This is a genomic window from Aestuariibaculum marinum (assembly GCF_014596975.1).
In the GTDB taxonomy this organism is placed as follows: Bacteria; Bacteroidota; Bacteroidia; order Flavobacteriales; family Flavobacteriaceae; genus Aestuariibaculum; species Aestuariibaculum marinum.
Window position 1 is genome coordinate 345,953 of sequence record NZ_JACVXD010000002.1, and the last position, 20,227, is coordinate 366,179.

Here is a 20,227-nt window from a genome sequence, read left to right on the forward strand (position 1 = left end):
ATCAGTCTTTTATTTTAAAGAATATCGTAAACCAAAAAATAATCGACGTCCTTGGTTAGGACCATAAACATAAGAAGGGTCGAATGTTAAAGCATATGGGTTTTCGGGTGTGGCTAATGCGTTTCCATTGTTGTCAAATTCAACTTGTTTATCAAAAGGATCATGAGCTCTGGCGATAATAAAGGGGTTGCCTTTATTAGGTGTCCAATTCAGTAGGTTTTTAATGCCTCCATAAATTTCAAAATTCTTTAAACCATCGAAAGTCAATTGAATATTTTGAATACTCCAAACAGGTGATTTCGGTGATCTAGGATCTAAATCTCCCAATAAAGGTAATCGCATTGGGCCGTAAATGTTTCCTGTATAATCGAAAGTCAGATTGTATTTGTAAACTTTGTAAGTTGCAGCCCATGTTCCGGTAAAACTTTCGGTAAGCATTTGTTGTTCGGTAATATTATTTTCAGTTTTAGAAACATCCTGAAGCGTAGCTCCTGCTAGTAGTTTTATTCCGTTGTTAAACATAGCGTCTATGTTAAGACTTACGCCTTTACTTACTGCTTTTCCGTCTAGATTATCGTAAATAATTTGATTCGGATTTGTGTCGTAATCTGGTAAAATAATATTACTAAAGTGCGTGTACCACGCTGAAGCATCTAAACCAATCATGACACCGCTTTTGGTGTACAGTTTCGTTAAATAATTTAGGTTGATGTTATAGGAGCGTTCAGGTTTTAAAGCTTCAGTGATAATCACGTCTCTGGCACCGGTTAAAGCGGCGTGTTCTTCAGTAAATAAGTTTACAACTCTAAATCCGGTTCCGGCATTAAGGCGTAAGATGTCGTTTTTAGATGGTTTAAATTTATAAGCGATCCTTGGTGTGAAAATATTGCCATGTCGTTTATCGTAATCGTATCTGGCTCCTAAAAGTAAATTATGTTTTTCGCTGAAAGCAATTTCATCCTGAGCAAAAAATGAAGGAATAACAATTTCATCAGCATGTGCTGTAGCAGGTGTATTATCGTTATAAAAATTGTAGCGTGCGGCTGTTCCGAATAATAAATCGTGATTGGATAACGATTTGTCCCAGGTAAATTGACCAAAACCGATGCGTTGTGTTGCTAAGTAGGGGGTGTTTCCGTAGACGGAGTTTTGATTGTGATCGGTATACGAATACTGAAACAATACTTTTTCTTCAATTGGTAATTGATACTTTCCAAGGAGTTCAAAACGTTTGGTATAAATGCTTTCGCCGTAAATGTCATCGCCACCTCTGTAGCTTGGATTCCATTGCATTTCACCACCCCATCTGTCTTCATAAAAGAAGCGCCCTGCTACAGAAAATAACCGATTGTTTTTTCTGTTAAAATTCCATTTTTGAAAAATAGAGATACGGTCTTGTAAGGTTAAATCGGTAAAATTATCGTTATTATTATCTATTGGATTGCTGTAGTTAAAGTAATTAATCCCGGTTAAAACGTTAGTGCTTTGTCCTAGTTGAGCTTTAAAACCGATATCGGTGTTAATTTCGCCCCAGCCAGAAATATAACTGTCTGCAAACACTAGTGGAGCGTTTTCTGGAAGTTTGGTAATAATGTTGATTAAACCACCAACGGCTTCACTACCGTAAAGAGAGGATGCCGGACCTTTAACGATTTCGATTTGTTCAATTAATGAATTCGGAATTCCAGATAAGCCATAAACTGTAGACAGCCCGCTAACAATGGGCATCCCATCAATAAGAACTAAAGTGTACGGGCCTTCCAGTCCGTTAATGTGAATGTCTCCGGTATTACAGACGTTACAGTTAATTTGTGGACGAACACCATTTACATTCTGTAAGGCTTCAAAAATATTTGGTGTTGGATTTTTCTTTAGAAAGGTAGGAGTGTAAACTTCAACAGGGACAGGGCTTTCCAGTCTGGAAACCGCTTTTAAAGTGCCGGTAACGACCACCTCTTCAAGCATGTCCGATTCCTCTAAATGAAAATTTATGCTATTCGTTGCATTAATAACTTCAATAACTTTGGTTTTCGTTTTGTAGCCCGTAAAAGATGCCGATATGTTATACTTACCAGTGTCGACATGTAGTATTGTGAAAAAACCATTGTCATCTGTTATAGCGCCTTTTGATAATTCTTTAATGTATACGTTTACATAGGGGAGCGGTAAGTTATTTGAAAAAACTCGTCCCGTTATTTGTTGCGCGTTTAAAGAAATTGAGGTTATTGCTATTAAAAAAATTAGAGGTCTCATTAATTAAGTTTTTGCAAATATAAAGATTAATTTAGGTTAATCTAAAAATAGTTTTAATATAATGATTAATATATATTTGTCATAAATAAACTCAGAATCATGATTACGCTAACCGAGGAAAATTATATTAAGTCTATTTATCAATTGGGTAGATATGGCACGATGACTGTGAGCACCAATGGTATTGCAGAAGCATTGGAGACTAAAGCGTCTTCGGTAACCGATATGGTTAAGAAGTTAGCGGAAAAAGGTTATGCTAATTATAAGCGCTATCAAGGGGTATCGTTAACGCTTGAAGGGAAAAAAATTGCTGCTGATGTGGTTAGAAAACACCGTTTGTGGGAAGTGTTTTTAGTTGAAAAATTAAATTTTACCTGGGATGAGGTTCATGATATTGCGGAGCAATTAGAGCATATAAAGTCGGAAAAACTAATTAACGAGTTAGATAAGCTTTTAGATTATCCAACACATGATCCACATGGAGATCCTATCCCTGATAAAAACGGAGATATTAAGAAAACCGATAAAATTCTGTTGTTTAATCTTGCAGAGAATGCTAAAGGTGTTTGTGTTGGAGTGAAAGATACCTCGTCTTCTTTTTTAAAGTACCTAGACAAGCATAAAATAGCTTTGGGTTCTGAAATAACAGTAGTATCCCGTGAAGATTTTGATGATTCTATGGTGATTCAAATTAATGGAACGATGACCATAAGCATATCTCAGGCTGTTGCGAATAACCTTTTCGTTAAGGAAGAGGCTCTCGATTAAATCAATTTTAAAGCATTCTAGATTTAATGGCAGCCACAGTTGTCGTTACCACAGGCTTTTTTTGATGCCTTTTTTTTCCAGAAGAATTTTCTAATCAAAAATAGTAAGGCTAAAGCTACCGCTGAAAAAACAAGTATGTTTTGAATAATGGTGTTCATAGGTGTTTAGCTGTTTTATTTTATAAAACCTTTCGTTGTTATTTTAAAAATTGAAATGCTATTAAAGCCACCACATAGGCTAATCCACTCATAAAAACCAACTGTAGTGAAGGCCATTTCCAACTATTGGTTTCTCTTTTAACAATTGCTAAAGTACTCATACATTGCATGGCGAAAGCATAGAATAATAGTAAAGAAATTCCGGAAGCAAAGTTGAATAATGGTCCGCCTAAAATAGGATTCACCTCGGCAGCCATTCGGTTTTTGATAGTAGCTTCATCGTCGCTTCCCACGCTGTAAATAGTTGCTAATGTTCCAACAAAAACTTCACGAGCAGCAAAACTACTTACAATGGCAATACCAATTTTCCAATCGTAACCAAGCGGTCTGATTGCCGGTTCGATAGCACGACCGGTTATGCCAATAAAAGAATGTTCTAATTTAAATGAAGCGATATGTTGCTGTAATTCATCTTCAGATAAATTCTGTGACGCATATTCTTTTGTAACAATTTCTTCTGCTTTATTAAAGTTATCTCCCGGTCCATAAGATGCCAAGAACCATAAAATAATTGAGATGGCTAATATGATTTTACCTGCACCAAAAACAAACGATTTTGTCTTTTCTAATACTGTTAATGTAACGTTTTTAAATAAAGGTAATTTGTAGTTAGGCATTTCTACAACAAAGAAAGATTTGCTTCTAATTTTTAAAACTTTATTTAAAATGTAGGCCGAACCTACGGCAGCTCCAAAACCGATAAGATATAATAACATTAGAGTTAATGCCTGATATCCTAATCCAAAGAAGCGACCTTCAGGAATCACTAAAGATATAATAATTAAATACACAGGAAGCCTTGCCGAACAGGTTGTAAATGGTGTTACCAATATGGTAATTAAACGTTCTTTCCAGCTTTCAATATTTCTTGTCGCCATCACTGCGGGAATAGCACAGGCAGTTCCAGATATTAAAGGGACTACACTTTTTCCGCTAAGTCCAAAACGACGCATAATACGATCCATTAAAAAGACTACACGGCTCATGTATCCGCTTTCTTCTAAAACAGAAATGAATAAGAATAAGAATGCAATTTGTGGAATGAAAATAACGATACCACCAAGTCCGGGAATAATCCCTTCTGCTAATAAATTAGTGAAGGCACCGTCAGGTAATTTTTCTTTAGCCCATTCGCTAAGGGAAGCAAAGGTACCATCGATAAAGTCCATAGGTACGCTCGACCAATCGTAAATGGCTTGGAATATTACTAATAAAATCAAGAAAAAGATAAGGTATCCCCAAACTTTATGGGTTAAGATTCTATCTAATTTGGTACGTAAATCTTTGGCTTGCGAAGTATCTATTGTTTGGCCAACTTTAAGTACATTATTTATAAACTGATAACGTTTTATGGTTTCCTTTTGCTGAAGACGTTTAAGGTCGCCCTTGCTTTTAGTTTTGAAATCGTTTAAAGCTTCAATTTCGTTTCTGTCAATTTTTCCGAAGTTAACATCTTGCGTGATTACCAACCACAACTTGTAAAGTAACTGGTTTGGGAATGCTTTGCGTAATCTGTTAAAATAATCGACATCGACTTCTGAAGCGTTTAAACAAGGCTCGTCTGAAACCTCTTTATAATTGGTAATTAATTGCTTTAATTCTTCAATACCTTGTTTTTTTCGGGTGCTGACTAAAGCAATTTTGGTTTTTAGTTCTTTTTCTAAATAAGGAATATCTAAAGAAATACCTTTGTATTCCATTCTATCAGCCATGTTAATGACTAAAATGGTTGGGATTTCTAAATCTTTAATTTGGGTGAATAGTAGTAAGTTTCTTTTTAAATTTTCAACATCACTAACAACAACAGCAACATCGGGGAAGTCTTTATCGTTTCTATTTAGTAGTAATTCAATGACTACATTTTCATCTAACGAGGATGCATTTAAGCTGTAGGTTCCTGGTAAATCAATAATATGTGCCTTAACACCACGTGGTAATTTGCAAATACCTTCTTTCTTTTCAACAGTAATCCCCGGGTAGTTTCCTACCTTTTGATTTAATCCGGTAAGGGCATTGAAAACAGAAGTTTTTCCTGTGTTTGGATTACCAATTAAGGCGACATTTATTTGTTTACTCATCTACTTTTTCAATTAAGATATGATTAGCTGTTTCCTTTCTAATTGCTAAATGCGACCCGTTAATGTTCAAATACATGGGGTCTTGAAAAGGTGCTAATTGTACAAGCTCGACAGTATTACCAGGTAAACACCCCATTTCTAAAAGTTTTAGCGGAATGTGAATAGACGAAACATCGGTTATGGTTGCTTTTTCGCCGCGTTTTAGATGTGCTAAAGTGTATTGCAAGCTTATTTAGATTGAATTTAAAGAGGCAAAAGTAATGTAAAAATTTAGGCTAAAAAAATTGAGGCTAAAAAACTATTGCTCATACTCTTGTTTTAAGATTTCTATATCCTGAAGTAGGCGCTCAATATCCTCCGGGTTGGTGCCGTCATAAAAGCCACGGATTTGACGTTTTTTATCGATTAACATAAAGTTTTCGGTATGAATCATATCATACGGTCCGCCATCACCATCGTCCTTAACAGCAAGGTAACTTTTCCGTGCCAGCGCATAAATTTCTTTTTTATCACCAGTAACTAAGTTCCATTTTCGGTCTATAACGCCTTTTGCTATGGCATAGCGTTTTAGTTGTTCAACCGAATCGATTTCAGGTGTTACCGTGTGTGACAGTAGCATGACGTCATTGTATTTCATTATGGCCGTTTGAATATCAGCCATATTTTTGGTCATAATCGGACAAATCGTTCCACAAGTCGTAAAAAAGAAATCGGCCACATAAATTTTATCCTTGTAATCATTTTGGGTAATCCTTTTTCTGTTTTGGTTGATTAAAGAGAAATCTGCGATTTTATGGTATTTCTTTTGGTATTGAATGGTGGTGTCCACTAATTCTGTACTAACCATAGCCGGCTGGTAAATAGGTAGCGGCTGGTAAACATTCAATGTGTTATAAATAAGAGATATTATGATAACGGAAATGATAGCAAAAACGATAGCAAACGTCTTGTATCCTTTGAAAAACGATAGCATTTTTAAATAAATTGATTCATGCAAAAATACATTGAAAATTATAGATGTTCGGTGAATATCTTTTAATTTCTTGTTAAAAACCAAGCGATTAAACAATTGTCTTTTTAAAGTTGGTTTAAAAGCTTACTTTTGGGCGACATAAAAAAATTGAATGACGTTATATGGAGTTTGTTATTAAAATATCTCAATTCTTACTTAGCCTTTCGTTACTTATTATATTACACGAATTAGGGCATTTTATACCAGCAAAAGCATTTAAAACCAGAGTAGAAAAGTTCTATTTGTTTTTCGATGTAAAGTTTTCATTGCTTAAAAAGAAGATAGGAGAGACTGAATATGGAATAGGGTGGTTGCCACTTGGAGGTTATGTTAAAATTTCCGGAATGATTGATGAAAGTATGGATACCGAACAAATGTCGCAAGAGCCACAACCTTGGGAATTCCGTTCTAAACCGGCCTGGCAGCGTTTAATCATTATGTTGGGTGGGGTAACCGTGAACTTCTTGTTGGCTATTTTAATTTACATAGGTATGAGTTATTTCTACGGAGATATGTTTTTACCGAATACCAACATTAAAGACGGACTTTTAATTGAAAGTTCGGTTGCAAATAATGCGGGATTATTAACTGGAGATAAAATTTTATCTGTTGACGGAGAGACTATAGAGACCTATTCTGAAATTTCTGAGAAAGTTTTATTTGGTAAAGATGTTACTATTGAGCGTGATGGAGTGAAGTCTGTAGTGCATTTACCTGAGGACTTTTTAGCCCAGTTAATCGATTCTAAAGAAAAGTCTTTTATAAGTCTTCGTGAACCGTTTGTGATTGTTCAGGTTGCTGATACCTCTCATAATAAGGCTAGCGGAATAAAAGAAGGTGATATTATTGTTAAAGTGAATGGTAATGAAACCAGATATGCCGATCAGGTAAAAGGGTATTTGGATCAATTTAAAGGCCAGCAAGTCACTGCTACCATATTGAGAGATCAATCTGAAATGGAATTGCCTTTGAAGATTAGTGAAGAAGGTAAGTTAGGGCTTGTTTATGCCGGTAGATCAACTCCTGAAACATTAGAGGCTCTAGGATATTATAATTATGAGACTAAAAAATACGGGTTACTAGAATCGGTTCCTGTGGGTGTAACTAAGTTTAAACAACGTATTGTATCGTACTGGGATCAGTTAAGTGCCATTTTTACGCCAAGTACAGGGGCATATAAAGGCGTTGGAGGATTTAAAGCGATTTACGATATATTTCCAAGCTTTTGGAGCTGGCAAGTGTTTTGGGGGATAACAGCATTCTTATCGATTATGCTTGGTGTTTTAAATTTATTACCAATTCCTGCTTTAGATGGAGGTCATGTCATGTTTTTACTATATGAAATCGTTTCAGGAAGAAAACCTGGAGATAAATTTTTAGAGTACGCCCAAATGGTTGGATTCTTCATTCTCATAGCGTTAGTATTATTTGCGAACGGGAATGATATCTTTAAAGCAATTTTTAATTAAAATTTTTTTAAAAAATGTTTGCAGATATTAAAAAGGGTCTTATATTTGCAACCGCTTAGCGAAAGCAACGCATTAACACTCCTCCTTAGCTCAGTTGGTTAGAGCATTTGACTGTTAATCAAAGGGTCCTTGGTTCGAGCCCAAGAGGGGGAGCAAAATTTAAGCCTTACAGAAATGTGAGGCTTTTTTTGTGCTATTTTTTTCCAGAGAAGAGAATGAAATGGTTACTTCTTCGCGCTTTAGTTTGCACATAGTTTGCACAATCTTGACCATAACAATTCAACATTATGGCAAATGTCAAAACTATTTTAGATACCAGACGAGCAAAATCAGATGGTAATTACAACATTATTTACCGAATTATACATTACAAGAAGGTTTATACTATCAATTCGGGCTATTCAATTCCTAAATTATTTTGGGATGGTACTAAAAGGGAGGTTAGCACAAATCACCCCAACGCAAAGCTTATTAACATTAAATTATTCGAGGAGCATTATAAAATTCAGCATGCGTTATTGATACTTGATGATCAATTTACAATTGAAAAATTAAAAATGATGCTCGACGGTAAATCCAGTGATAAGGCTGTAGATACTTTTGAAGTGTTTGCTAATAAATTAATAAAACAAATGCTGGACGCTAAGCGTACCGGGAATGCTATAGCTTATCAAGCCGCTGTTAATAGGTTAATAAAATATTGTGGTAAGGATATTTCATTTATAGAACTGAATTACGAGTTGTTAGATGGGTTTATTCATCATTTAAAGGCATCAGGATTAAAACAAAACAGTATAGCCAGTTATCTAAGATCTATTCGAGCGATTTATAATAAGGCTATAAAACATAAGCTTGTGGGTAGAGCGTACTATCCGTTTAGTGATATTACTGTTAAAGTTGAAAAAACACCAAGTAGAGCCATTTCTAAAGAAGCGATTATTAAACTAAATAGAATTGATCTGGAGGTAAATTCAGCACCATGGCAGGCGTTACAGTATTTTATGCTTAGTTTTTATTTAAGAGGTATTTCATTTACAGATATGGCTTATCTAAAGCACGGCAATATTTGTGGTAATAGAATTGAATATCAGCGTCGAAAAACTCATAAACATTATAGTATGAAGCTCTTTAGTCCTGCGAAAGAAATATTAAATAATTTCTGTAGTAATGGTGATTATTTGCTACCTATTTTATCTAATTCTATTACAGAGGATAGTGTTGAAGCTAAAAAGATTCTATTACAATGGATAAAGACTACCAATAAGTACTTAAAGCGTTTATCGAAGCAAGCTAATTTACCAATTTCTATTACCACCTATACAGCACGGTATAGTTTTGCTCAGATAGCTAAGCAGTTAGGTTATTCCAACGAGATGATTGCAGAAGCATTAGGTCATGAATACGGAAATAAAACAACGAATATTTACCTTGATAGATTTAACTATAAAACGCTGGATAAGATGCACAGTACAATTATAAAGTTTGTAATAAGGGATTAAGACTTATTGGTTATCTCTGGAATATCTTTCAGAAGTGGCTTAAAACCCTTGCCAAAAAGACGCAAAAGTCCCCTTACCAAGTTTTTTCTTGGTCTACAGAAACAGTAAACAGTTGGCTTACTTTTCTGTTTTCAGATTAAGCTTATACAATACTGTACGTCATAGGTTTTTAATCTATTTACACCCACCTCGGATACCGACACTTCCTGTTGATTCAGGACACTTATTACTTATGTGTTATGCTCCAAGCTATTGCTTTCGCTTTTTCCTTGTGAACCTATTGGAGAAAACCGCCTCGCTATGTTTTGCCTGTTATTTCAAGGCTGCAAATAATAATCCAACTTCTAAGCTGCTTGTTATTCTTTTCATCAAATTCTTTCCGCAGCTGGTCATTCTAAATTGAATGGATTCAATACAAATACATGCATTATAAATAACTGATAATCAAAATATTGTGTAACTTTTAAAGTTATTTTTTCTAATATATTATGTTAAAATTTGAAACATAATTTTTAAAATTAAAAAGCGATATATTTATTACTTATTAATTTTAAAAGGGTTAGATAACGTAACTTTTTTTGTTAAACTTGACTCAGAAGATAGTAAAAATCGTTAAAATTATCGATTTAATTAATGGTAATGCAGGGGTAGCCGAAAAGTAAACTTTATAGCTTATAATAGAGTTTAGTATTCAAGAGAATAGAAAGTAACATAATAAATTAAACTAGTGGCTTAAAGTCATTTGTTGAATTACGTTTTATAATTTCTTTTATTAAAGAAATACAAGGGGTATCCAAATAACACCATTTTTAATGCTTTTCTCTGGATTTTTAAAAATAGGGTCTAATATTATAATATAGCATTAACTTCCTTCTTCTATAGATAAAATTTATCTACTTTTAAAATTTCTAGATATTTGTTTAGAATTTTATTAATTTAAATTCCTTCTGTTGCGGACCTTGAACAACATATAGAAAATATATACCAGATTGATAATAATCTCCTAAACTTAAAATTGATCTGTTTGTAGTCTTTATATTTTCAACCAGTCGCCCTGTGCCATCAAAAACATACATTTCAACCTCTTTAATTTCATTTTTGCTATTGACCTTGATCATGAAATTAGAATCACTTGGGTTAGGGTATAATTGAACCTCAAATTGATCCATAGCAAAGACATTTTTAGTTTTGGTTGGTTTTTTAGATTTAATTTGTTTAACAGCAATTTCATCATTTGTGTTACCCTTTGGAGCCCTGGTATTACTTTCTACTTTTATTTCAACACTCTTTTGTGATTTATTTCCACTTGCATCCGTACATTCAACGGTAACAAAGTATGATCGTCCGTTTCCATTAAATGGTTTTTCAGCACGCAATCTTACATTATAGGCATCTACAATTTCCCAATCTGGTGAAGTAGTCGATACGCCCCCACCAATTCCATCATCAATAACATCTACACTTGTGATTTCTGATGTCGTACCTGGGCAATTATCCTGAAGTGAATACTCTATAGAAACATGAACCATCTTGCGATTTATAGGCGACAAAACATCAGGGTTGGCAATAAGATTATTAATAACGGGATTAATATTATCCTCTACCGTAACTGTAGCGGTTATTGTCGACACATTATCGTTTTCATCGGTAACGGTTAATATTACCGTATTGGGACCTACATCCGCACATCCAAAAGAAGTTTTGTCTACTTCTAAACTTTTAATACCACAGTTGTCAGAGGACCCATTATCAATTTGGGATGCAGTTATCATAGCAGAACCTGTTGCATCCAACTGTATGCTTGTATTTTTACTCGATGCTATTGGGGGTAATTTATCCACAACAGTTACTGTCGCCGTACAAGTAGCTTCATTGTCACTATTATCCGTAACCGTCAAAATTACTTCATTTTCTCCTACATTAGTACAATTAAAAGACGATTTACTCAGATTATAAGACTTAATTCCACAGGCATCAACGGAGCCATCATCAACTTGAGATGCCATTAATGTTGCATTTCCCGTTGCATCCAATTCAATGGTTATATTTTTGCATTTCGCCTCTGGGGGCGTAATATCTTCAACTGTAACCGTAACCTCAGTTGTTGAGGAATTCTCATTATCGTCAATAACCGTTAGAGTTAACTTATTCGGACCAATAAAATAACAGTTGAAAATCGATTTGCTTATTTTATAATTCGATATTAAACAATTGTCTGTTGAACCATTATCGATTTCTTCTGGAGTAAGTCTTGCAATACCAGAGCCATCTAAGGCAATAGTAATATCTTTCCCTTTGGCAATGGGCGATACATTGTCTTCTACATTAATAGAAAAGCTACAGGATTTTTCGGTTCCATCGCTATAATAATATTTTACTGTTGAAGCCCCTTTCCCAAATTGCTTTCCACTTGCAGAACCAATTCCCTCATCAATAACTTGATAGCGTGAAATCTCATATCTCAATTTAATATTGGAGTTAGCTGGAATAACCACTGGGTCAAGATTTCCTGCGGTTGCAAAACAGTTGTCCGTATCTGTGCTTAGTGTTTGAGAAGAAGGGCAGCCAACATATATTCCTGCCCCAGAATATACCCCTGTAAGACCGAAATTCCCATAATTGTCAATATTTACATGGCCTGTTGCATATATATTACCATTATGAAATGTCATGTCATTTAAGAAATGTCTCCCTGCAACATATGTGGTTTTTACAAGTCCATTCTGTCCAAAACTGTTATCGATACTACCATCAGGGGCATATCTTATCATCCACCAATATTCGTCAGGATCTTCAAGGGTTCTTTCTTCTCCGCTAACAACTATACGTCCGTCATCCTGTATAGTAATATTTTTAACCCATCTAATTAAATAATCATCACTACGAAGATTTATATCTAAGCTGGCTAAAGAATTACCCGAAGCATCTAAAATTTTTAAATCATCCATAATTAACGGTGCGGGATTAGCTCTTGGGTGAAGCACATATGCAATAGCTCCGTTGTTTTTATTGGAAGCAAAAGATGCAATTTTATTTTCACTTACTACCTTACCTGTGCCATTGAAATTAGTATCTAATGAACCATTGTTTTTAAATCTATAAAGAGTAGATTTATAATTAAAATTAAGTATCGTATAGTTTTCAACACTAATTAAAGTTCGAGAATTATTATCTAATTCACATTTCAATACTTTTGGGAATTCACCTATTCCAGTCACCAGTCTAAATCCTGTTCCAGATAATCCGTAATCAAGAGATCCATCTTGGTTAATTCTCGAAAACACTAAAAAAGGCTCACTATCAAAATAGGAAATCCCAGCTACAGTTATTTTTCCATCAAGACCCAAACTAATAGTATTAAATCGTAAATTATTAAAGGGAAATAATTCCAGTTTTATAGAATGACTAGGATTAGATTGTTCATTCCCGAAACCAGTATCACTCTTTCCGTCGGCATTAAATCTAAATATCTTGTCACGTTGTAATACAACTATTTTATCATCGGGCTGAATAGCAAAATCATCTATAGTACCTACGAAATCAATATAACCATTAAAAGCAAAATCATTGTCGCGGCTACCATCTATATGATACCTAATAATTTCATCTGGACCATTTGAATTTATCTTCACTCGGCTTCGTAATACAAGTATTTTGCCGTCAGATTGAACTAAAACCTTATAGTGTATTGTTTTTTCATCAGGGCTAAGTACCATTCCTCCACTTCCAAAGCTTTCAATCAGGTCGCCCCCTTTTTGAGCAAAGGCAGGGGAAATACAAATGAAAAGGAGCATTAAAAAACAAAGAACTTTTTTCATGTTATTGGAATTAATGGTTATAATAAATAGTTTAGCAAACTAACACGTTATGAGCGATTTAAATAGATACTTAAATCTAGATGATATTTAATGGAATAGATATAAAATATGTAACAAAGTTCCATACACATGTAACAACCTAGTTCATCTTGATAGAGCATCTGATTTACAAATTGAATTCCACCCCTTAATAATAAGCTGTGAACCCATTCTAATACTGAATGGATTTTTTTTTCAAAGAGCTTTATATCAAATACGTAAGGCTACTGCCAGCAGCAACCCCACCCTTTATTAGCAGGTGCGGGGTATCCCCGCTTAAATAAAACTGCAATAACTAAAATTCATATTATTATGGTAACTGTAAAAGAAATTAAAAAGGCTGAGAATTCTAAAGGTGAAGAGTTCTTTGGACTGATTGTGCAGTCCAGAGCAATGACTGTTAAAAGTCAAGAAACAGGTAGGACGTATTTAACTGCTAAAACAGCTTTTGTTGCCACAACGTTTGATGAAGAAACTGCTAAATCATTAATCGGAACACAGTTTGAAGGAGGTATCAGAAAAGTACAGACAACCCCTTATCAATATGTAATTGAAGAAACAGGGGAAGTTATTGAACTGAGTCATCGCTGGGAATATTATGATCCGGCTTTAGAAATGGAAGAACAAGTAGTTGAAGAAACTACGGTGATTTAATAAGGCATTATGTCCTTATCGTAAAGAGCTTATCTCTCAGGAGGTAGGCTCTTTTTTTATGCTATATATATTAATTAAACACAATTATATCATGCAATTACAACAAACACAACGGCATAACGTAAAATTACGTTTAGGCATCTCTGGAGCATCAGGGTTTGGTAAAACTTATAGAGCTCTAAAATTAGCTTATGGTATGACTAATGACTGGTCTAAAATAGTTGTTATAGATACAGAAAATGCATCAGCCAGCCTATATTCAGATATGGGAAATTTCAATGTTTTAAATCTATTTCCACCCTATAGTCCGGAACGTTATATTGAGGCTATAGATACTTGTGAAAAAGCCAATATGGAAGTGATAATTATAGATTCTATAACACATGAGTGGCAAGGTGAAGGTGGTTGTCTGCAAATCCATGAACAGCTTGGTGGCAGATTTCAGGACTGGGCAAGTGTTAAACCACGTCACCAGAAATTTATAGATAAAATTCTGCAATCGAAATGTCATATTATCACTACTACCCGAAGAAAAGTTGATTATTCTCTGGATGTAGGTTCTAACGGTAAATCTAAAGTGGTGAAGCACGGCACGAAAGAAATTACCTCTGAGGGATTTGAATATGAGCTATCCGTAAACTTTGAGCTGATTAATGAAAATCATTTGTGTAAGGTCAGTAAGGATCGTACCAATTTGTTTAGAGGACCGGAATTTGTAATTAACAGTGATGTTGGTAAGCGACTCAAAGACTGGTGTAATCAAGGAGTATCCTTAGAAGATATAAAACAGGAAATAAACGCAACTACAACTTTAGAGGGTTTAAGACTTTTGTATCAGAAATACGACGGTTTAAAAACACAAATAAAGCCTTTGATTATCGAAAGGAAATCAGAAATCGAAGGCATCACACAAATTGTAGAAAACAAACAAATTATTCAAACAAATACAAATCATGGAATTGAAAGCGATAACACAACAAGTAGTCAATAATCATGAGGTAGTAGAATCCTCTATGTCGACTAATAATAGGTTTATAGAAGCAAACACGCAACAAGTCAGTTTATCTCATTTGAAGCAGGATTGCATAATCCCGGTATTTGCCAAGGATAATGAAAGCACCATCCCACATTTTGAATTTATCGAAGCAGTGAGATCTGTAGCGCAAGAGTTATATCCGGAAGGTACAGTAACTATGCCTAATATCAGAACTAGTCACATTATAAAAGGTAGAATTCCTTCAGCTATCGGTAAACCTGCCAAGGAGTTATTGGAACATGAAAAAACGATTTATTACGAACGTATGGCTTTTATGGTCGAGATACCAGATGTACACACTTATATTGATAATCAGAAACTTAATCTTACAGTAGGAGGGGTACGTAGCTATTCCGAGCAGAATCTGTTTTCCAAAAAGAGCATTGAAAAGTTTAAGATATTTATTGCCCAAAAATGCCAAGTGTGCACAAATTTAGGCATTAGTACAGATGGTCTAAAGGACGATTTGCGTGTGAGTAGTATAGATGAACTGAAATTAAAAGCTCAGGAACTGTTTTTGAGTTATAATCAGCAGCAGCATATTGAAAATATGAAGCAAATGCAGGAGTATACTATTAATCAGGATCAATTTGCGCATTTGGTAGGGAAAATGAAGCTATATCAGCATTTAGATAAGCAGCAAAAGCAGGAGTTGTTTCATCTAAAGACTACCGATTCTCAAATCAACACCATTATTAAGAATTATGTAGACGATGAACATTTTAGTGCCGATGCTGATGGGTATATCAATTTGTGGCAGTTGTATAACCTGTTTACAGAGAGCTCAAAGAGTAATTACATTGATAACTTCTTAGATCGTAACTGTAATACTTATGAGTTTGTGAATCATTTGGGAGAAGCAATCCGACGTAAGGAAGATAACTACTTCATAAATCATCCAGAGATAATACATTAAAACTTATCTCTGGGCAATAATCCACATTATCTTATTTAAAATGAGCAATAAAGAACTTATCGAGCTTTTGAAATATTGCTCACCACACATCATTTATGTGGTTAATGGTCAAAATAGAATTATAAAGTTGCACACACCTTTCAAATTATTGGTATCACAGGATATTGGAGATTTGCATAAAGATCAAATTGTATTCTGTACAGAATTAAAAATTACTAAACTGGGAAGGGTAGTGTTTTATATAGAAGGTAAAAACTACCATACGTACTATTTTGATATTCTAACAAAATAAATTAGAAAGAGCATTATGCTGTATCTTTTGGCTTCTCAATAGAAGCATTTTCTGAGACTGTTTTGGCTCTATAATACTAAAACTCCTGAGAAAACTGCTCAGCAGACAACCTTCATATAACAACCTAGCCGTTTAACTTATTATGTTATAAATATTCAATAGTTAACAAAATAAGTTATGTTTTATAACTGAGCGGTTAGGTTTTATATGTTATTAATAATTTTGTTAAAGCCAATCTAAAAATCACAATAAAAATCAGTTTCTTGACCAGCATCAAACTTTCCATTGGTTACTGTTACTGTTTTTCCACAGTCTACTAGGTTTGCTGAGAATTCAAAATTCCCAATATATCGATCATTATCAATAGAGGTAATTTCTATATAACCATTATTAATAGGTACAGATCCATCCTCTATACATTCAGCTCTGGTTGTGTAATATTCGTCTAAATCTCCTGGGTATTGAAAATATTCTTCATTAAAATAGGTGTATGAAATCCAATTATTGCCTAAAGATGTTAATTCGTATCGTTCTGCTCCATTAGATGGTGTAAAATGTAAGAAAATAAGATGTTTAGTTTCGTTTGGTAAATAAAAACCCAAAGAAATTACATCAAATTCTCCTTCTTGGCAGCTTTTTTCGAAGTTAAAGGTCCCACCTGAGCCACTAGATTCATCAAAGATAATTTTCTCTCCATTAATGTTGGCTTCACCAGTACTTCTGTAAATTTCATTATCATTATTACTGCATGATAAAAAAGATAATAATAAAAACTGGATCCAAATAAATTGCTTTTTTTTTAACATAATAGTGAAATTTAAGTTGTTGAATTTAATAGAAGACTACAAAAATTCCATTTGTAACGGTGATAATATCATCAAAATCAATTTCCTGTGCAGTAAAGGAAAATGTGCCGGAATAACTTTTTTCTGTAATATTAGTTACTGTTATTTGCCCATCAATAGATTTGTAGTATCTATTATCTGGATCGAAAAAATCACTTTTTGGACTTATCCATATACCCCCAGTGTTGTTTCCGTCAAAAGAAAGTTCATAAGAGCCGATTCCCTCATTTATTGGAAATTTAAAATCAAAAATGTAATTAGGAGTTTCTAGTGTAGCTCCGCCAAATCCATCGTGTGGATTACTATAAGGATTTGGGTTTGGTGTAATGAAAATAGATTTACATGTTTTCTTTAAGCCATTAATATCAGCTACCAGTATAGACGCAGGTTTATCTTCATCATCAGAACTTCCACAATTCGATAAAGTAAAACAGGATAACGCTAGAATTAATATATATTTAAACCGCATCTATAAATTTAACGAAAATATATAAGACTTTAAATTTAATTAAATGTTCATTTTTTTGGATAATTAATAAGTATAAGCCTAAAGCGATTTTTTCAAATGAATTTTGTAAAATTGTTAATTAGTTTGATGTGAGTTCCTTAGAGGTAAGTCATACAAAAGTCTTTAAATGATAATAATGTTAAAATGTAAGTTTTAAATACTTTTAATTCAATCCGGAGTAAAGTTATTCAGATGTTACCCAGAAAGGTAAAGCACGAACGTGTTACAAACGAATTATTCAATAAAATTAATGATGCCAAGCCTACTAAAAATAAGTGGCTCTATACTGCTGATAGCTTTGGTAAGATGGAAGAAGGTATAGTTAGATAAATTAAGAGCATTTTGTTAGGTTTTAATTCCTGAATCTGTAATATTTAAGTGTTGTATTATCGATGATATTTTTCTAAATAATGTAATTAGAAATTTGATACTACTGACTAAACATATTTTAATAATTCTTGAACTAATAAATAAACAGTTGTGGTTGATTCTTCTTTGGCAGGGTTGGATTGATTGTGTAGTTTGTGATTCCTTTCGGCCCTTTTTATAGCTAAATCAATTCTTTTTTCATTTGTTTTATCGTCAACACCATCTAATAGTTCAAAAAATGCATCGTTTATTAGTTTGCTTTTTTTTCCATCATAATTTACATTGAAAGGTTTTAATAGATCGTTTATAATTTGGTTGTAGTCTTTCCTTGCAATTCCGCCTCCCTGATGGTCATTAAAATGAAGAATTAACCAGTATTCAAATGCTTGATTTGAATAGCCTACACCAAAATTATATCCTGAAGCAATTTGAATAGCATTATTGAAATCGTTATCATCAAAATCATCTTTATCAAAAACGCACCATACCTGATCGTATTTCTTTTCTTGAGATAGGGCATAAGCACGTTTTACAAGCGAAATGGTATTGTATCCCTCACCAACTGGTTTTATTGTTGCTGAAGTTAATTTGAATTGATTAAAATAAGAGGGCTCAGTATTTTCACCTTCACAAACAATCAGAATAGTAGGTTTTTCTATTAAATTAGGAGTGGGTCTTTCTAAGTCTGGTTCACTTCTTCTATTTTTTTTAAGGAGCTCTTTGTGTTTCTTTCTTGCGGCAATTTGTTCTTCTTTTTTATTTTTCATTTTCATGGTGAGAAAGAATAGTATTTAAATTTTCAAAAAAACCTAAAAAAGGAATAGCTCCATATTTACCTCGGATATAATTTTCTTCATAAGGCTCATTTTTCTTAACTTCATCAGATTTGAAATCGCCTAAAGAGTATAATTTAGCTTCTCCAAACTTGTTTTTATCAGTGAACCAAATTTGGTCTCTTCTAAATAATCCTGCACTAAGAAGATTCGTGTCATGAGTATTAAAGATAAGTTGAGCATTTTTTGGATTTAATTCTTTTGAGTTAAAAAGAGAAACAATTTTGCAAACTAAATTAGGATGCAGTTTAGAATCTAATTCATCAACAACAAGAGTGTATCCATTTTCAATTACATCCAGTATTGGTCCAGTTAAAGCAAAGAATTTTCTGGTGCCCGAAGATTCATCATCATCAAGAGAAAAGTTTACATTATCAATAGATCTACCATTAATATCATATTTTTTATGGGTAGTTAAAACGTCGGAGATGAATTCAGCTTTTTCTTCATGCATTTCACGAAGAATTTTATCTCTAAGTTCTTTTGGTAAATCTTTTGGTAGTTTGTCAATATCCAGTTTTTGTAAATTTATATCTCGAATTCCTAAATCAGCGGCTTTAAGTAAATCAAGTATTTTAGCTTTATGAACCGGATCTTCAGTCTTACTCATAGTAAAACCTCTATAGCCTGACTCGTTTAGGCCTGAAATTGTTTTTAATCTCTCAAACCAATCTAAAACATTAATTGAGGTTTTATCATTAAATTGTGCTGCTACAGAAAGTAAAAGAGCATTATCTCTTACTAGTCCTTCTTTAATAACTGTTTTTCCTTTGGTAAAACTTCTAGGATGGGTATCGAATTTGTTATCTTCTCTGTAAAAAAGTTCGATTTCTTTAGTTTTTGGTTTGTAGTAAAGCCATTCTGAAATTACTTTTTTTCTAGTTACTTCAAAACCGTACCGATATAAAGTGTCTTTGTAAATAAAAATAATTTCAAACTCAGAAGGTTCTTTTTCCGTGGCGCTATTGAGTCTAAACGGAAAAACATCAATTTCATCACCCTTTTGGCTTTCTTTGGAACTAGTTAAAACATAATGTCTCATAAAACCAAAAGCATCCAATAATTTACTTTTTCCACTAGCATTAGCGCCGTAGATAACAGCATTTTTTAAAAGTCTTAACCCAAATTTTTCGTTGTAGGCAATATTTTCATTTTCCCGTGTATCTTTGTCGTAATTAGAGGCGATAAGACTTAGAACAGCTTTTTCTTTAAAAGTTCTGTAATTCTTAATTGAAAATTGTAAAATCATCGTTCTTCATCATTAGTATTAAACAAAAATAGAATTTATTTTAGTATTTTTTGTAAAATAGATTGTATTTTTAGTTTTTTTTAACTGAAAATAGTGTTTATTTTGTAAAATAAAGTGTTTTTGAAGCTAATTGTTTGTTTGGGTAGGTTTATTTCTACTTATTATTTAAAAAATATTATGTTTAATAATAATTATAACGAGGTTTAAGGTTTGCACATTATTTGCACAAGCAGCTCTCTGGATAGAGAAAGCAACACTCCTCCTTAGCTCAGTTGGTTAGAGCATTTGACTGTTAATCAAAGGGTCCTTGGTTCGAGCCCAAGAGGGGGAGCAAAATTTAAGCCTTACAGAAATGTGAGGCTTTTTTTGTG

The 20,227-nt window shown here is 33.5% G+C and carries 18 protein-coding genes and 2 tRNA genes; 10 read left to right on the forward strand and 10 right to left on the reverse strand.

The features are described 5' to 3' along the window. Positions 1–9: 9 nt before the first annotated feature. Entirely contained in the window at positions 10–2,253 is a 2,244-nt protein-coding gene (locus ICJ85_RS05450; protein WP_188222766.1) for a TonB-dependent receptor, read from the reverse strand. A 102-nt stretch (positions 2,254–2,355) separates the two neighbouring features. Here ICJ85_RS05450 and ICJ85_RS05455 point away from each other — a divergent pair, with 102 nt between their 5' ends. Beyond that, positions 2,356–3,021, forward strand: coding sequence for a metal-dependent transcriptional regulator (locus ICJ85_RS05455; RefSeq protein WP_188223131.1), 666 nt, complete (start codon positions 2,356–2,358; stop codon positions 3,019–3,021). 23 nt (positions 3,022–3,044) lie between these two features. Here the strand turns inward: ICJ85_RS05455 and ICJ85_RS05460 are convergent, their stop codons facing one another. The 4 genes from ICJ85_RS05460 to ICJ85_RS05475 all read right to left on the reverse strand — a co-directional run bounded on the left by ICJ85_RS05460 (position 3,045) and on the right by ICJ85_RS05475 (position 6,290). Continuing rightward, positions 3,045–3,179: a FeoB-associated Cys-rich membrane protein gene (locus ICJ85_RS05460; protein ID WP_188222767.1), complete on the reverse strand. Its 135-nt coding sequence runs from the start codon at positions 3,177–3,179 to the stop codon at positions 3,045–3,047. 38 nt (positions 3,180–3,217) lie between these two features. Continuing rightward, complete coding sequence (gene feoB, locus ICJ85_RS05465) at positions 3,218–5,317, reverse strand: ferrous iron transport protein B (protein WP_188222768.1); 2,100 nt, start codon at positions 5,315–5,317, stop codon at positions 3,218–3,220. Next, positions 5,310–5,543, reverse strand: coding sequence for a FeoA family protein (locus ICJ85_RS05470; RefSeq protein WP_188222769.1), 234 nt, complete (start codon positions 5,541–5,543; stop codon positions 5,310–5,312). The genes feoB and ICJ85_RS05470 overlap by 8 nt, the downstream gene beginning before the upstream one ends. A 72-nt stretch (positions 5,544–5,615) precedes the next feature. Beyond that, positions 5,616–6,290 carry an SCO family protein gene (locus tag ICJ85_RS05475; protein ID WP_188222770.1) on the reverse strand — a complete coding sequence of 225 codons (675 nt, stop codon included), beginning with the start codon at positions 6,288–6,290 and terminating at the stop codon, positions 5,616–5,618. A 161-nt stretch (positions 6,291–6,451) separates the two neighbouring features. Here ICJ85_RS05475 and rseP point away from each other — a divergent pair, with 161 nt between their 5' ends. The 3 genes from rseP (at position 6,452) to ICJ85_RS05490 (ending at position 9,297) form a co-directional block, all read left to right on the forward strand. Beyond that, positions 6,452–7,798, forward strand: coding sequence for an RIP metalloprotease RseP (gene rseP / locus ICJ85_RS05480; RefSeq protein WP_188222771.1), 1,347 nt, complete (start codon positions 6,452–6,454; stop codon positions 7,796–7,798). A 79-nt stretch (positions 7,799–7,877) separates the two neighbouring features. Next, positions 7,878–7,951, forward strand: a tRNA-Asn gene (locus tag ICJ85_RS05485). A 134-nt stretch (positions 7,952–8,085) separates the two neighbouring features. Beyond that, the gene (locus ICJ85_RS05490; protein ID WP_188222772.1) at positions 8,086–9,297 is read left to right on the forward strand and encodes a site-specific integrase; all 1,212 of its coding nucleotides are present in this window, start codon (positions 8,086–8,088) and stop codon (positions 9,295–9,297) included. 920 nt (positions 9,298–10,217) lie between these two features. On the opposite strand, the gene ICJ85_RS05495 is transcribed toward ICJ85_RS05490, so the two are convergent. Next, on the reverse strand, positions 10,218–13,115 hold the full coding sequence (locus ICJ85_RS05495; RefSeq protein WP_188222773.1) for a T9SS type A sorting domain-containing protein: 2,898 nt from the start codon (positions 13,113–13,115) through the stop codon (positions 10,218–10,220). Between the two features lie 351 nt (positions 13,116–13,466). Here ICJ85_RS05495 and ICJ85_RS05500 point away from each other — a divergent pair, with 351 nt between their 5' ends. The 4 genes from ICJ85_RS05500 to ICJ85_RS05515 all read left to right on the forward strand — a co-directional run bounded on the left by ICJ85_RS05500 (position 13,467) and on the right by ICJ85_RS05515 (position 16,052). Next, entirely contained in the window at positions 13,467–13,808 is a 342-nt protein-coding gene (locus tag ICJ85_RS05500; protein WP_188222774.1) for a hypothetical protein, read from the forward strand. 91 nt (positions 13,809–13,899) lie between these two features. After that, the gene (locus ICJ85_RS05505) at positions 13,900–14,799 is read left to right on the forward strand and encodes an AAA family ATPase (RefSeq protein WP_188222775.1); all 900 of its coding nucleotides are present in this window, start codon (positions 13,900–13,902) and stop codon (positions 14,797–14,799) included. Further along, entirely contained in the window at positions 14,762–15,760 is a 999-nt protein-coding gene (locus ICJ85_RS05510) for a DUF3871 family protein (RefSeq protein ID WP_188222776.1), read from the forward strand. The genes ICJ85_RS05505 and ICJ85_RS05510 overlap by 38 nt, the downstream gene beginning before the upstream one ends. Before the next feature lie 40 nt (positions 15,761–15,800). Beyond that, a complete protein-coding gene (locus ICJ85_RS05515) occupies positions 15,801–16,052 on the forward strand; it encodes a hypothetical protein (protein ID WP_188222777.1) in 252 nt (83 codons plus the stop codon). A 236-nt stretch (positions 16,053–16,288) separates the two neighbouring features. Here ICJ85_RS05515 and ICJ85_RS05520 read toward each other — a convergent pair whose 3' ends face one another. Both ICJ85_RS05520 and ICJ85_RS05525 read right to left on the reverse strand, forming a co-directional pair. Beyond that, positions 16,289–16,858, reverse strand: a complete 570-nt coding sequence (locus tag ICJ85_RS05520; RefSeq protein WP_188222778.1) for a DUF6252 family protein — start codon at positions 16,856–16,858, stop codon at positions 16,289–16,291. A 25-nt stretch (positions 16,859–16,883) separates the two neighbouring features. Further along, a complete protein-coding gene (locus ICJ85_RS05525; protein WP_188222779.1) occupies positions 16,884–17,366 on the reverse strand; it encodes a DUF6252 family protein in 483 nt (160 codons plus the stop codon). Between the two features lie 231 nt (positions 17,367–17,597). Here ICJ85_RS05525 and ICJ85_RS05530 point away from each other — a divergent pair, with 231 nt between their 5' ends. Next, positions 17,598–17,735: a hypothetical protein gene (locus ICJ85_RS05530; protein WP_188222780.1), complete on the forward strand. Its 138-nt coding sequence runs from the start codon at positions 17,598–17,600 to the stop codon at positions 17,733–17,735. A 107-nt stretch (positions 17,736–17,842) separates the two neighbouring features. On the opposite strand, the gene ICJ85_RS05535 is transcribed toward ICJ85_RS05530, so the two are convergent. After that, positions 17,843–18,541 carry an RloB family protein gene (locus ICJ85_RS05535; RefSeq protein ID WP_206688029.1) on the reverse strand — a complete coding sequence of 233 codons (699 nt, stop codon included), beginning with the start codon at positions 18,539–18,541 and terminating at the stop codon, positions 17,843–17,845. Then, positions 18,531–19,856 carry an AAA family ATPase gene (locus ICJ85_RS05540; RefSeq protein ID WP_188222782.1) on the reverse strand — a complete coding sequence of 442 codons (1,326 nt, stop codon included), beginning with the start codon at positions 19,854–19,856 and terminating at the stop codon, positions 18,531–18,533. The genes ICJ85_RS05535 and ICJ85_RS05540 overlap by 11 nt, the downstream gene beginning before the upstream one ends. A gap of 257 nt (positions 19,857–20,113) precedes the next feature. Between ICJ85_RS05540 and ICJ85_RS05545 the strand changes: the two genes are divergently transcribed. After that, positions 20,114–20,187: transfer RNA gene (locus ICJ85_RS05545), tRNA-Asn, on the forward strand. The last annotated feature ends 40 nt before the right edge of the window (positions 20,188–20,227 follow it).

What these genes read in the sequence shown, in the direction of transcription:
- ICJ85_RS05450 (WP_188222766.1), bottom strand. Translation starts at nt 2,253, where the DNA reads ATGAGACCTCTAATTTTTTTAATAGCAATAACCTCAATTTCTTTAAAC.
- ICJ85_RS05460 (WP_188222767.1), bottom strand. Translation starts at nt 3,179, where the DNA reads ATGAACACCATTATTCAAAACATACTTGTTTTTTCAGCGGTAGCTTTA.
- feoB (WP_188222768.1), bottom strand. Translation starts at nt 5,317, where the DNA reads ATGAGTAAACAAATAAATGTCGCCTTAATTGGTAATCCAAACACAGGA.
- ICJ85_RS05475 (WP_188222770.1), bottom strand. Translation starts at nt 6,290, where the DNA reads ATGCTATCGTTTTTCAAAGGATACAAGACGTTTGCTATCGTTTTTGCT.
- rseP (WP_188222771.1), top strand. Translation starts at nt 6,452, where the DNA reads ATGGAGTTTGTTATTAAAATATCTCAATTCTTACTTAGCCTTTCGTTA.
- ICJ85_RS05490 (WP_188222772.1), top strand. Translation starts at nt 8,086, where the DNA reads ATGGCAAATGTCAAAACTATTTTAGATACCAGACGAGCAAAATCAGAT.
- ICJ85_RS05495 (WP_188222773.1), bottom strand. Translation starts at nt 13,115, where the DNA reads ATGAAAAAAGTTCTTTGTTTTTTAATGCTCCTTTTCATTTGTATTTCC.
- ICJ85_RS05500 (WP_188222774.1), top strand. Translation starts at nt 13,467, where the DNA reads ATGGTAACTGTAAAAGAAATTAAAAAGGCTGAGAATTCTAAAGGTGAA.
- ICJ85_RS05505 (WP_188222775.1), top strand. Translation starts at nt 13,900, where the DNA reads ATGCAATTACAACAAACACAACGGCATAACGTAAAATTACGTTTAGGC.
- ICJ85_RS05510 (WP_188222776.1), top strand. Translation starts at nt 14,762, where the DNA reads ATGGAATTGAAAGCGATAACACAACAAGTAGTCAATAATCATGAGGTA.
- ICJ85_RS05515 (WP_188222777.1), top strand. Translation starts at nt 15,801, where the DNA reads ATGAGCAATAAAGAACTTATCGAGCTTTTGAAATATTGCTCACCACAC.
- ICJ85_RS05520 (WP_188222778.1), bottom strand. Translation starts at nt 16,858, where the DNA reads ATGTTAAAAAAAAAGCAATTTATTTGGATCCAGTTTTTATTATTATCT.
- ICJ85_RS05525 (WP_188222779.1), bottom strand. Translation starts at nt 17,366, where the DNA reads ATGCGGTTTAAATATATATTAATTCTAGCGTTATCCTGTTTTACTTTA.
- ICJ85_RS05530 (WP_188222780.1), top strand. Translation starts at nt 17,598, where the DNA reads ATGTTACCCAGAAAGGTAAAGCACGAACGTGTTACAAACGAATTATTC.
- ICJ85_RS05535 (WP_206688029.1), bottom strand. Translation starts at nt 18,541, where the DNA reads ATGAAAAATAAAAAAGAAGAACAAATTGCCGCAAGAAAGAAACACAAA.
- ICJ85_RS05540 (WP_188222782.1), bottom strand. Translation starts at nt 19,856, where the DNA reads ATGATTTTACAATTTTCAATTAAGAATTACAGAACTTTTAAAGAAAAA.